Origin of the sequence: Nocardioides sp. (genome assembly GCF_044226765.1) — a bacterium.
Classification (GTDB): domain Bacteria; phylum Actinomycetota; class Actinomycetes; order Propionibacteriales; family Nocardioidaceae; genus Nocardioides.
The window spans coordinates 439,870-452,241 of record NZ_JBGAGJ010000003.1; the positions used below are offsets into that span (position 1 = coordinate 439,870).

Annotated in this window: 11 protein-coding genes; 6 read left to right on the forward strand and 5 right to left on the reverse strand. The window is 73.9% G+C overall.

What is annotated here, in order from left to right:
- Positions 1–22: 22 nt before the first annotated feature.
- From ACILRH_RS09700 to ACILRH_RS09710, 3 genes are read left to right on the forward strand one after another with little or no spacing between them, the layout of a single operon-like run.
- A complete protein-coding gene (locus ACILRH_RS09700) occupies positions 23–3,430 on the forward strand; it encodes an error-prone DNA polymerase (RefSeq protein ID WP_395692786.1) in 3,408 nt (1,135 codons plus the stop codon).
- 29 nt (positions 3,431–3,459) lie between these two features.
- On the forward strand, positions 3,460–4,671 hold the full coding sequence (gene hemW, locus ACILRH_RS09705; RefSeq protein ID WP_395692787.1) for a radical SAM family heme chaperone HemW: 1,212 nt from the start codon (positions 3,460–3,462) through the stop codon (positions 4,669–4,671).
- 27 nt (positions 4,672–4,698) lie between these two features.
- A complete protein-coding gene (locus ACILRH_RS09710; protein ID WP_395692789.1) occupies positions 4,699–5,160 on the forward strand; it encodes a TM2 domain-containing protein in 462 nt (153 codons plus the stop codon).
- A gap of 15 nt (positions 5,161–5,175) precedes the next feature.
- On the opposite strand, the gene ACILRH_RS09715 is transcribed toward ACILRH_RS09710, so the two are convergent.
- The 3 genes from ACILRH_RS09715 to ACILRH_RS09725 all read right to left on the reverse strand — a co-directional run bounded on the left by ACILRH_RS09715 (position 5,176) and on the right by ACILRH_RS09725 (position 7,245).
- Positions 5,176–6,033: a DUF3097 domain-containing protein gene (locus tag ACILRH_RS09715; RefSeq protein WP_395692791.1), complete on the reverse strand. Its 858-nt coding sequence runs from the start codon at positions 6,031–6,033 to the stop codon at positions 5,176–5,178.
- A gap of 48 nt (positions 6,034–6,081) precedes the next feature.
- The gene (locus ACILRH_RS09720) at positions 6,082–6,279 is read right to left on the reverse strand and encodes a hypothetical protein (protein ID WP_395692793.1); all 198 of its coding nucleotides are present in this window, start codon (positions 6,277–6,279) and stop codon (positions 6,082–6,084) included.
- 117 nt (positions 6,280–6,396) lie between these two features.
- On the reverse strand, positions 6,397–7,245 hold the full coding sequence (locus ACILRH_RS09725) for an MBL fold metallo-hydrolase (protein ID WP_395692794.1): 849 nt from the start codon (positions 7,243–7,245) through the stop codon (positions 6,397–6,399).
- Positions 7,246–7,333: 88 nt separating this feature from the next.
- Here ACILRH_RS09725 and hrcA point away from each other — a divergent pair, with 88 nt between their 5' ends.
- The 3 genes from hrcA (at position 7,334) to ACILRH_RS09740 (ending at position 10,392) form a co-directional block, all read left to right on the forward strand.
- Entirely contained in the window at positions 7,334–8,362 is a 1,029-nt protein-coding gene (gene hrcA, locus ACILRH_RS09730) for a heat-inducible transcriptional repressor HrcA (protein WP_395692796.1), read from the forward strand.
- Between the two features lie 69 nt (positions 8,363–8,431).
- Complete coding sequence (gene dnaJ / locus ACILRH_RS09735) at positions 8,432–9,601, forward strand: molecular chaperone DnaJ (protein WP_395692798.1); 1,170 nt, start codon at positions 8,432–8,434, stop codon at positions 9,599–9,601.
- Between the two features lie 11 nt (positions 9,602–9,612).
- The gene (locus ACILRH_RS09740; protein ID WP_395692799.1) at positions 9,613–10,392 is read left to right on the forward strand and encodes a 16S rRNA (uracil(1498)-N(3))-methyltransferase; all 780 of its coding nucleotides are present in this window, start codon (positions 9,613–9,615) and stop codon (positions 10,390–10,392) included.
- Between the two features lie 77 nt (positions 10,393–10,469).
- On the opposite strand, the gene ACILRH_RS09745 is transcribed toward ACILRH_RS09740, so the two are convergent.
- Both ACILRH_RS09745 and ACILRH_RS09750 read right to left on the reverse strand, forming a co-directional pair.
- Complete coding sequence (locus ACILRH_RS09745) at positions 10,470–11,375, reverse strand: winged helix DNA-binding domain-containing protein (RefSeq protein ID WP_395692800.1); 906 nt, start codon at positions 11,373–11,375, stop codon at positions 10,470–10,472.
- 10 nt (positions 11,376–11,385) lie between these two features.
- The gene (locus tag ACILRH_RS09750; protein WP_395692802.1) at positions 11,386–12,264 is read right to left on the reverse strand and encodes a Gmad2 immunoglobulin-like domain-containing protein; all 879 of its coding nucleotides are present in this window, start codon (positions 12,262–12,264) and stop codon (positions 11,386–11,388) included.
- Positions 12,265–12,372 lie beyond the last annotated feature (108 nt).

The window sequence follows — 12,372 nt, forward strand, 5'->3', positions numbered from 1 at the left end:
TGTCGAGACCAGGGGACGACTGATGGGCTGGAACAACCCGAAAATGTCCTGGGGTGAGCTGGAGAAGCGGCTCTCCGGCCGCGTCGTCACGCCCGAGGACCCCGAGGCGCCGATCTCGCAGCGCAAGCGCAAGCGGGTCAAGGTCGACGTCGAGCGACCCGGCGGCGAGGTGACGCCGTACGCCGAGCTGCACTGCCACTCCAGCTTCAGCTTCCTCGACGGCGCCAGCGGGCCCGACCAGCTGGTCCTCGAGGCGCTGCGGCTGGGGCTGCACGGGCTCGCGATCACCGACCACGACGGGTTCTACGGTGCGCCGCTGTTCGCCGAGACCGCGCAGCTGCACGGCGGACTCGCGACGATCTACGGCGCCGAGCTCTCGCTCGGCCTGACCAAGCCGCAGAACGGCGTCGCCGACCCCGAGGGCAGCCACCTGCTCGTGCTCGCCCGGGGGGTGGAGGGCTACCACCGGCTGGCCGGGGCGATCACCGACGCCCAGCTGCGGGGCGACGAGAAGGGCAGGCCGGTCTACGACCTGCGCGAGCTCGCCGAGCGCGGTCGAGGCCACTGGCTGGTGCTCACCGGCTGCCGCAAGGGGATGGTCCGCCAGGCGCTCGAGCGCGGTCCGGCGTACGCCGCCGAGGAGCTCGACCGGCTGACCGCGCTGTTCGGGCACGAGCACGTCGCGGTCGAGCTGGTCGACCACGGCTTCCCTGGCGACTCCGTCACCAACGACCTGCTCGCCGCGCTCGCCCGTGACCACGGGCTGCCGGTCGTGGCGACCAACAACGTCCACTACGCCCGGCCCGAGCAGCACCGGGTCGCGGACGCGATGGCCGCCGTGCGGGCGCGGCGCAGCCTGGCCGAGATGGACGGGTGGCTGCCGGCGTCGGGACTGGCGAGCCTGCGGTCGGGCGCGGAGATGGCACACCGCTTCGCGCGCTACCCCGGTGCGGTCGCCCGCAGCGTCGAGCTCGCCGACGAGGTCGCCTTCGACCTGCAGAAGGCCAGCCCCCGGCTGCCGAAGTTCGTGCCCGACGGGTGGACGCCGTCGGGGTGGCTGCGCGAGCTGACCGAGCGCGGGTTCGCCGAGCGCTACGCCCACGAGCCGCACGCCCGCGAGGCGCGCGAGCGGGTCGAGCACGAGCTCGGGGTGATCGCGCAGAAGGACTTCGACGGCTACTTCGTGATCGTCCACGACATCGTCGCGTTCGCACGCTCGCAGGGCATCTTGTGCCAGGGCCGGGGATCCGCGGCCAGCTCCGCGGTCTGCTACGCGCTCGGCATCACCGCGATCGACCCGGTGTTCTACCGGCTCCCCTTCGAGCGGTTCATCTCCCAGCACCGCGAGGAGGAGCCCGACATCGATGTCGACTTCGACGCAGGCAAGCGTGAGCGGGTGATCCAGTGGGTCTACGACAAGTACGGCCGCCACAACGCCGCGCAGGTCGCGAACGTCGTCGGCTACCGCCCCAAGATGGCGGTGCGCGACGCGGCGAAGGCGCTCGGCCACTCACCCGGCCAGCAGGACGCGTGGTCGAAGCAGATCACCTCCTGGACTGCAGTGCAGCCGCGCGAGGGAGGCGAGCACGACGTACCGGTGTCCGTCGTCGACCTCGCCAACGGCTTCCTCGGCGCCCCGCGCCACCTCGGCATCCACTCCGGCGGCATGGTGCTGACCGAGCGGCCGATCGGCGAGGTGGTGCCGATCGAGCGCGCCCGGATGGACAAGCGGACGGTGCTGCAGTGGGACAAGGACGCCTGCGAGTTCATGGGGCTGGTCAAGTTCGACCTGCTCGGGCTCGGGATGATCAGCGCGCTCGACCACATGATGTCGATCGTCGCGACGCACCTCGGTGAGCAGTGGACGCTCGCGTCGATCCCCAAGGAGGAGCCGGCGGTCTACGACATGCTCTGCCGCGCCGACTCGGTCGGCGTCTTCCAGGTCGAGAGCCGCGCGCAGATCGGCACGCTGCCACGGCTGCAGCCGCGCGAGTTCTACGACCTCGCGATCGAGATCGCGCTGATCCGCCCCGGACCCATCCAGGGCGGCGCGGTCCACCCCTACGTGCGCCGCGCGACCGGCCGCGACCCCGTCGAGTACGCCCACCCGCTGCTGATCCCGGTGCTCGAGCGCACCAAGGGGGTGCCGCTGTTCCAGGAGCAGCTGATGGACATGGCGCGCACCCTCGGCGACTGCAACCGCGACGAGGCCGACCTGCTGCGCCGCGCGATGGGCTCCAAGCGCGGGGTGGAGCGGATCGAGTCGGTCAAGGAGAAGCTGATGTCCGGCATGGCCGCCAAGGGCATCTCCGGCGAGCGGGCCGACGCGATCTACCTGCAGATCCTCTCGTTCGCGAACTTCGGCTTCGCCGAGAGCCACGCGCTGTCCTTCGCCAAGCTCGTCTACGCCAGCTCCTGGTGCAAGCTGCACTACCCGGGCGCGTTCCTCGCCGCGCTGCTGCGCGCGCAGCCGATGGGGTTCTACTCCCCGCAGTCGCTGGTGCACGACGCACGGCGGCACGGCGTGGAGGTGTTGCGCCCCGACCTGGCGCTCTCGGCCGCCACCGCCGACCTCGAGCTCGCCGCCGGTGGCACACCTGGTCCCACGGGGCTCGACGCGTGCCTCCACGACGGCGAGCGGGCCGAGTGGGTCCCGGGCACGCCCGACCCGACGCCGGTGCACCGGCGCGACACGTCGTACGCCGTCCGGCTCGGTCTGGACGCGGTGCGCGGCATCAGCACGGAGGTGGCGCAGCGGATCGTCGCCGCCCGCGAGGAGCGGCCGTTCGCCGACCAGGCGGACCTGTCCCGACGGGCCGGGCTCGACGCGCGGCAGCTGGAGGCGCTGGCGACGGCGGGTGCGTTCGACGACGCGTTCGCCGCCGGGCACCTCTCGCGGCGACAGGCGCTCTGGAACGCGGGCTGGACCGAGACCGACGAGCATCTCGAGGGCATCCGGGTGGCCGGGCCGGCGCCGACCCTGCCGGACATGGACGAGGTCGAGATCACCATGGCGGACCTGTGGGCCACCGGCATCACGCCGGGGGGACATCCCTTCGAGCACCTGCGCGACCGGTTGCGTGCCGCGGGGATCAGGTCGGTCGCGGACTGCTTCGAGGCCGAGCCCGGTCGCCGCGTGCACGTCGGGGGCCTGGTCACCCACCGGCAGCGACCCGGCACCGCGGGCGGGGTCACCTTCCTCAACCTCGAGGACGAGACCGGCATGCTCAACGTCATCTGCACCGTCGGGGTGTGGCGGCGCTACCGCACGGTCGCCGGCAGCGCGGCGGGCATGGTGATCCGCGGCATCCTCGAGCGCGAGGACGGCGTCACCAACCTGGTCGCCGACCGGCTCGACCCGATCGAGTCGGTGCACGCCGAGGCCGGCCAGGCGCTGCGCGCCCGGCACCGCTCCCGCGACTTCCACTGAACGAGGACGCGGGTGGGAGACTGGAGCGCGTGCCCTCGACCCTGCCCGCCGGTGAGCCGGTCCCGGACGACGGGGCACTTCCCTCGGCAGCCCTGACGGGCGTCGGCGAGCGACCCTTCGGCGTCTACGTGCACGTCCCGTTCTGCCGGGTCCGCTGCGGCTACTGCGACTTCAACACCTACACCGCCGACGAGCTCGGGCCCGGGGCCGGGCGGTCGTCGTACGCCGGCACGGCGGTCGCGGAGGTGCGGCTGGCCCGGTCCGTGCTCGGTGACCGCGACGTCCCGGTCAGCACCGTCTTCGTCGGCGGCGGCACCCCGACCCTGCTCGCGCCCGACGAGCTCGGGCGCATCCTCGCCGCGATCGACGACGAGCTCGGTCTCGCGCCCGGCGCGGAGGTCACCACCGAGGCCAACCCGGACAGCGTCGACGCGGCCGACCTGGCCCGGCTGCGCGAGGCCGGGTTCACCCGGGTCTCCTTCGGCATGCAGTCGGCCGTGCCGCACGTGCTCGCCACCCTCGACCGCACCCACGACCCGCTCCGGGTCCCTCAGGTCACGGCGTGGGCCCGTGACGCCGGGTTCGAGCACGTCAGCCTGGACCTGATCTACGGGACGCCGGGGGAGACGCTTGCGGACTGGGAGACCACCGTCGAGGCGGCGCTGTCCTGCGGGCCCGACCACATCTCCGCCTACTCACTCATCGTCGAGGACGGGACCGCGCTCGCCCGGCGGGTCACCCGCGGGGAGCTCCCGATGCCCGACGAGGACGACCTGGCCGACAAGTACCTGCTGGTCGACGAGCGGCTCGCCCAGGCCGGGCTGCGCTGGTACGAGGTCTCCAACTGGGCGCGCGACGACGCCGACCGCTGCCGCCACAACCTGCTCTACTGGACCGGCGGTGACTGGTGGGGCATCGGACCGGGTGCGCACAGCCACGTCGGTGGCGTGCGGTGGTGGAACGTCAAGCACCCGGCGGCGTACGCCGACCGTCTCGCCGCCGGCCGGAGCCCGGCCCACGCCCGGGAGGTGCTCGACGCGGAGAGCCGTCGCGTCGAGCGGGTGCTGCTGGAGCTGCGCCTGCGCGACGGGCTGCCGGTCGAGGTGCTCGACGAGGCGGGTCGCGCCGCTGTCCCGGACCTGGTCGAGCGTGGCCTGCTGGTCGAGGAGGGCACCCTCCTGGTGCCCACCCGGACCGGGCGGCTGCTGGCCGACGCGCTGGTCCGCGACCTGCTGCCGTAGCGGCGGCATCGGGACTAGGTTGTGGCCATGACGCAAGGTCCCGAGACGCCCGATCAGAACCCGACCCCGGAGGGTGAGCCGGTCCCGCCTCCGTCCGCCGGTGAGCCGGTGCCCCCGCCGTACGGCGGCCAGGTCCCGCCGCCCGCCGACCAGCAGGTCCCGCCGCCGCCCTACGGCCAGCCGGCTCCGCCGCCGCCCGGGGGCATCCCGTACGGCGCCAGCCCGGCCGCGCCGTACGGCGTCCACCCGGTGACCGGCGTCCCCTACTCCGACAAGAGCAAGCTGATCGCCGGCCTGCTGCAGATCTTCCTCGGCGGCCTCGGCATCGGCCGGTTCTACATCGGCGACACCAAGACCGGCATCTGGCAGATCGTGGTCACCCTGGTGACCTGCGGCATCGGCTCGATCTGGGGCCTGGTCGACGGCATCATCATGCTGGCGACCGACAACGTCACCGACTCCGCGGGGCGTCCGCTGCGGCCGAACTGATCGCGTGCTCCCGCTTCACCCCGGTGAGGCGGTGACGAAGTCGATCAGCTCCTCGACCCGGCCCAGCAGGGCCGGGTCGAGGTCGTGGTAGGTGGAGACCCGGCCGAGGATCTGCTTCCACGCGCGGGCGACGTCGGCCTGGTCGGCGTGCGGCCAGCCGAGCCGGCGGCACACCCCCTTCTTCCACTCCTCCTGACGCGGCACGTCGGGCCAGCGCTGCAGGCCGAGACGCTCGGGCTTGACCGCCGCCCAGATGTCGATGAACGGGTGGCCGACCACCAGCACGTGCGGGCCCACCGGCGAGTCGGCCACCGCGGCGGCGATCCGGCTCTCCTTGGACCCCGGGACCAGGTGGTCGACGAGGACGCCGACCTTGCGCTGCGGGCCGGGGCCGAACGCGCGCAGCTGGTCGACCAGGTCGTCGACCCCGTCCAGCAGCTCGACCACGACGCCCTCCACCCGCAGGTCGTCGCCCCACACCTTCTCGACCAGCTCGGCGTCGTGGCGGCCCTCGACGAAGATCCGGCTGGCCCGCGCGACCCGGGCCGGGGCGTCGTGGACCGCGACCGACCCCGACGCGGTGCGCGTCGGCCGAGCCGGCGTGGCCCGACGCAGCGGGGCGGTGAGGATCACCGGCCGGCCCTCCAGCAGGAAGCCGGGGCCGAGCGGGAAGGTGCGCCGGCGCCGGCGCCGGTCCTCCAGCGTCACGGTGTGGAGGTCGCGGTCGACGGCCACGATCTCCCCGCACCAGTCGGTCGTCACCTCCTCCACGACGGCCCCGATCTCGGCGGGCGCCTCCACCGCGCGCCCGCGCTTGGGCGCGCGCCAGTCGCCGGCCAGGACGTCGGTGCCGTAGCGGTCGGAAGGAGTCACCCGATGACCGTAGGGGCCACCACCGACAGCGCCGAGCAGGGCGCGCCGTCAGGAGCCGGAGTCGGCTTCCTCACCCTCGTCGGCGCCGGCGTCGGACTGCTCCGGCGTCTTGCCGCCGAGCACGTCCAGCTCGTCGCGGGACTTCGCCTCGTCGGGGTCGAGGTCCTGGGCCAGCGGGTTGTCCTCGGTGGGCTGCAGGTCCTCGGGGAGGTCCTCGTCGTCGATCGCGTTCGGGTTCTCGCTCATGCCGGAGGCGTACCCGCTCGAGGTCTCGGTACGCCGGTCGCGAGCTCCTTCGTCGCTCGCGCGGCTACTCGACCTGCCGCGGATCTCCTCGTCCTCGCAGGCTCGGACGATGCGCGCTCAGATCAGCGGCAACCGCCTCTGGCTGCGCGGCAGCTGCTCGTAGCCGCGCCGCACGGCCTGGGCGAGGCCCGCCGCCGGCCACGGCCACTCGCCGGTCGCCAGGGCCTGGTCGGCGGGGACGCCGCGACCCGCGAGGTCGCGGATCGTCTCGGCCACGATCCCGATCGTGTTGCGCTGCTCCTCGACGAAGTCGCGGTCGACCACCGCGCCGTGCCCGGGGATGACCACGCTCGCGGGCGTGGTGAGCCCGAGCGCCACGTCGAGGGCGAGCGGCCAGTCCATCGGCCAGCTGTCCTCGCCGTACGACGGCGGTGCCGACTCCTCGACCAGGTCTCCGGCCAGGAGCACGTCGGCGTCAGGGACCCGCACGACCAGGTCACCCGCGGTGTGGCCGCGCCCCGGGTGGACCAGCTCGACCAGCCGGCCGCCGAGGTCGAGGGCCAGGGCGGAGGAGAACCTGCGGTCGGCGGGCACCACCTCGGTCGCCAGCACCTCGTCGCGGTGCGGGTCGTCGCGGTCGGCGGCGTACAACGCCTGCACGCGCTCGCCGGCCGCGACGGTCCGCTCGGCGGCGGTCTCGTGGGCGTGGATCGGCACCGGGCCGTACGCCGTCCGCAGCGTGGCGTTGCCGAAGGTGTGGTCGAAGTGCTCGTGGGTGTTGACGACGCCGACGACGTCGCCCGCGCCGAGTCGGCGGACGTCCTCGACGACCTCCTGCGCGGCCAGCCCGGAGGCGTGCGTGTCGACGACCAGCAGGCCGGACCCGCCACCCACCAGGGTGACGTTGACGTCGAACCACGGGTAGCGGGCCACCCAGACCCGGTCGGCGACCTCGGTGAACCCCACCGGGCCACTGTAGGCCTAGTAGCATTGGCACTCCGTGGACCCGAGTGCCAGGCTCGGGGCCGGCTCGAGCGGGAGTGAGGAGGCGGCTGTGCAGGAGGAGCGCAGGCTGGCCGTGCTCCGCGCGATCGTGGAGGACTACGTCTCGACCGAGGAGCCGGTCGGCTCCAAGGCGCTGGTCGAGCGGCACCGGCTCGGCGTCTCGCCGGCCACCGTGCGCAACGACATGGCGGCGCTGGAGGACGAGGGCTACATCACCCAGCCGCACACGAGCGCGGGGCGGGTGCCGACCGACAAGGGCTACCGGCTCTTCGTCGACCGGCTGACCACGGTCAAGCCGATGAGCGCCGCGGAGAAGCGCGCGATCGCGACCTTCCTCGACGGGGCGGTCGACCTCGACGACGTGGTGCAGCGCTCGGTGCGCCTGCTCTCCCAGCTGACCCGCCAGGTCGCGGTGGTGCAGTACCCCACGCTCTCGCGCTCCACCGTCCGGCACGTCGAGCTGGTCGGTCTGTCACCGACCCGGCTGCTCCTGGTCCTGATCCTGAGCACCGGGCGGGTCGAGCAGCGGCTGGTCGAGCTGGCGACCGAGGTGGGCGAGGACGACCTCGCGGACCTGCGCTCGCTCCTCCTCCAGGCGGCCGTGGGCGAGGTCATCGCCGACGCGGTCACCGCGCTGCGCGGCCTGGTGCCGGCCCAGGACGCGACCGAGCCGGCAGGTCCGCTGACCGCCGCGGTCGTCGACGCCCTGGTCGACGCCATGTCCGACCACCGGTCCGACGAGCGGATCGCCGTCGGCGGCGCGGCGAACCTGGCGCGCTTCGGCGACAGCTTCGACTCCGCGGTGCGCCCGCTGCTCGAGGCGCTGGAGGAGCACGTCGTGCTGCTCAAGCTGCTGGGGGAGACCACCGACGGCGGCGTCCTCACCGTCCGCATCGGCCACGAGGGCCCCTACCAGGAGCTCGCCTCCACCAGCGTCGTCGCCACCGGCTACGGTCCCGGCGACGAGGCGTTCGCCCGGCTCGGCATCGTGGGCCCCACGCGCATGGACTACCCCGGCTCGATGGCCGCCGTCCGCGCGGTCGCCCGCTACGTCTCGCGCATCCTCGACGAGGCCTGAGCCGCTGACGCCCGCACCGCACCGCCACCCCCGCCACACCCCCAGCACATCCACGAAGGAAGAGAGACGTTGAGCCAGGACCTGTACGAGCTTCTCGGTGTCGACCGCGACGCGGACGGCGACACCATCAAGAAGGCCTACCGGCGGCTCGCGCGGCAGTACCACCCCGACGTGAACCCCGACCCGTCGGCGCAGGAGCACTTCAAGGAGGTCTCGCGCGCCTACGAGGTGCTGTCCGACCCGGCCAAGCGGGCGTCGTACGACCGCGGTGGTGACCCGTTCGGCGGTGCGGCGGGCTTCGGCCAGGGCGCCGGGTTCTCGTTCACCGACATCATGGACGCCTTCTTCGGCGGTGCCGGGGCCACCGGCGGCCGGGGGCCGCGTCCGCGTGAGCGGCGCGGCCAGGACGCGCTGATCCGGCTCGAGGTGCAGCTCGCCGACGCGGCCTTCGGCGTCACCCGTGAGATCAAGGTCGACACCGCGGTGCTCTGCACGACCTGCCACGGCTCGGGCGCGACCCCCGGCAGCAAGCCGGTGCCCTGCGAGACCTGCCGGGGCGCCGGCGAGGTGGCCCACGTCCAGCGGTCCTTCCTCGGCGAGATCCGGACGCTGCGCCCCTGCGCGGCCTGCCGCGGCTACGGCACGATCATCCCGGACCCGTGCCGCGAGTGCGGCGGGGACGGCCGGGTGCGGTCGCGCCGCACCCTCACGGTGAAGATCCCTGCGGGCGTCGACGACGGCACGCGCGTCCAGCTGGCCGGCGAGGGTGAGATCGGGCCGGGCGGTGGCCCGGCCGGCGACCTGTACGTCGAGATCCACGTCGCCCCGCACCCGACGTTCACCCGCAACGGCAGCGACCTGCACTGCACCGTCTCCCTGCCGATGAGCGCCGCCGCGCTCGGCACGACCCTGACGCTGCCGACGCTCGAGGCCGACGTGGTCACCGGTGAGGACACCGACTCCGGTCTGGAGACCAGCTTCGACCTCGACGTCCGGCCCGGCACCCAGTCCGGCTCGGAGCAGGTGCTGCGCGGTCGGGGCGTCCCGGGCCTGCGTGGCGGGCGCGGCGACCTGGTGGTCACGCTGGTCGTCGAGACGCCGACGCGGCTCGACGCCCGGCAGGAGGAGCTGCTGCGGGAGCTCGCCGCGATCCGTGGCGAGGAGGCGCCGTCCGGTCAGGTCCGGGCGACCCACAAGGGCATGTTCGGCCGGCTACGCGACGCGTTCAACGGGCACTGACGGCGGTCGCTGTGTCGCTGCCGGTGCACCTCGTGCCGACCCTCGCCGGGGTCGGCGTGGGTGCCGAGGTCACGGTCGAGGGCGACGAGGCGCACCACGCCGTCGCCGTACGCCGCCTGCGGGTCGGGGAGCACCTGGTGCTGACCGACGGAGCGGGCACGTCGGTGCGGGCGGTGGTGTCGGACACCGGCAAGCGGACGCTCACCGCGATCGTCGAGGAGGTCACCCGCCGGGAGCGGCCCGCGCCGGAGGTGGTCGTGGTGCAGGCGATCCCCAAGGGCGACCGTGGCGAGCTCGCCGTCGAGGTGCTGACGGAGATCGGCGTCGCCCGGGTCGTGCCATGGGCCGCGGCGCGCAGCGTCGCGATCTGGAAGGGGGAGCGGGCCGCGAAGTCGCTGGCGCGCTGGCGCTCGACCGCCCGCGAGGCGGCCAAGCAGGCGCGCCGGTCCTGGTTCCCTGAGGTCGCCGAGCCGGCGACGACGCCCGCCGTCGCGGCGCTGGTCGGCGACGCCGACCTGGCGGTCGTCCTGCACGAGGAGGCGAGCGCGTCGCTGACGACCGTCGACGTGCCCGCCACGGGCACGGTCGTGGTCGTCGTCGGGCCCGAGGGCGGTCTCACCCCGGAGGAGGTCGCGACGCTCGAGGCCGTCGGGGCAGTCTCCGTCCGGCTCGGTGCCGAGGTGCTGCGCACCTCGACCGCGGGCGTCGCCGCCGTCTCCGCCCTGCTCTCCCGCACGCCACGCTGGCGGCACCACGGGCCGGAACACCAGGGGTTGTCAGGCTCTTCATGACGTTGTCAGGCGTTGCAACCCCCGACAACGTCTGGTTTCCCCGGCTGACCGGGGATTCATCCACCTCCCCGGCCGAGCTACCGCGCCAGCAGCTCGTCCACCCGGGCGACCTCGGCGTCGAGCTCGGCCCGCTCGCCCCGGGTGAGCTCGCGGAAGAGCTCGACGACCTGCGCCCGGCCGTCCACGACCCGCCAGAGCCCGGTCAGCCAGCCGCCGACGAAGACGGTGCAGGCGACCCCGCCGTTGGGGCCGGTCCACCGGGCCCGGTCCGCGGGGTGGGTGACGCGGTCGCGAGCGGCGTGCGAGAGCCACAGGTTGTCGTAGGTGCCGAGCAGCCGCACCGGGGCGGGGTGGTCCCCGTCCTCGACCACGCCGTCGGGCAGGTCGAGGAGGACCCGGCCGCGCTCGTCCTCGTGCCGCACCAGGTCGTCCATGCCGGCCAGCACCGGCCCGAGCCGGGTGACGCCCGACCACGCGGTGACGTCCGCGGCCGACGCCGGCCCGAAGGCACTCAGGTAGCGGCGCACGACCCCGGGGACGTCCGGCTCGCGCAGCGGCGCGCCGGCCCACTCCTCCAGGGGCCGGTAGTCGACGCCACCGGAGCCCTTCCACGTGCCGCGCGGCGGAGCCTGGACGAGGGGTCGCTCCAGCTGGGGGAGCGGCTCGGCGTGGTTGCGCTGCACCCGGTCGAGGGCCGGCTGCACCCAGGGCCGCAGCTCGAGGGCGTCGTCGGCGGCGAGCAGGTGGATGGTGCCGCGCATCGCGAGCACCCGGACGAGCCGGTGGCCCTCGAGGTCACGGGTGACGGCGTACGGGTCGAACGACGCGAGCCGCGCGGCCAGCGAGAGGTACGGCGACAGCGACTCCTGCGACTGCAGGCCGACCAGGTGCGTGACCAGGTCGGCCGGGTCGAGGTCGGCGCGCTCGAGGAGGTGCTGGCGGCGCAGCAGGGTGCGGTTGAGCCGCTGCCTGCTGAGGATCACGGACGGGGGATCACTTCACGATGATGGTCTTGGTGTCGACCGTCGGGCCGCCCCCCTCGCCGCCGGACGGGTCGTCGGTCATGGCCACGAAGGTGTAGACGCCGGGCTCGAGCCCCGAGACGTCGATCTCGGTCTGCCACGGGTAGAGCTTGTCCATCCAGCCCTCGGCGGTCGCCGACCCCTTCTTCACGACCTGGTCGGACGCATCGCGGATCTCCCAGGGCGTCGTCGCCTCGAAGGAGCTGGAGACCCCGCTCGCCGTGAAGCTGCCGCTCACCGTCGCGTTCGACTCCGGCGTCGTCACGCTGACCAGGGCGAGGGTCTTGATCGGGTCGGCGGCCCGGAAGCCGTCCTCGGAGGCGGTGTAGAAGATCTGGGTGGGGTTGCCGTCGGCGTCGGTGAACGTGATGGGGTCGCGTGACTGCAGCACTCCCTGGGCGGTGTAGACCAGCTGCTGGATGGCGAGCTGGGCGTCGGCCTCCGCCATCCCGGCCGGCAGCTTCTGCCACGAGTCGTCGGGCAGGGGGATGGCCGCGTCGCCCGAGGTCCGGAAGCTCCCGGCGGGCAGCACGGTGCCGTAGTCGGGGTCGAGCGCCTCGCCCGAGGCCGCGAGCGTGAGGGCCGCGCCGAGCGGGTCGGCCGCGTCGACGCGGCGGAACTCGCGGTAGAGCCGGGGACCCTGCGGGGTCTGGCCGACGAAGTACACCGGCACGGTGACCTGGTCGGCGGGTGCGGACGACGACGGCGACGACGGTCCCGAGGGCGAGCCGTGGTGGCGGGTCGGGCCGCTCGCCGGCTCCTGGTCACCCGCCGACGTGTCGCTCCCGCACCCGGCCGTCCCCAGGACGGCGGCGGTGACCAGGGCAGCGGCGAGCGCACGGCGGTTCATGCCCCCATCCTCCCGAGGACGCGGCACTCCCGGCCGGTGATCGCGCGCGTGTCGCGGCCCGGTCCCGCCCGGATGTCTCGACAACCGGACGCAGAGCGACCACGGGCC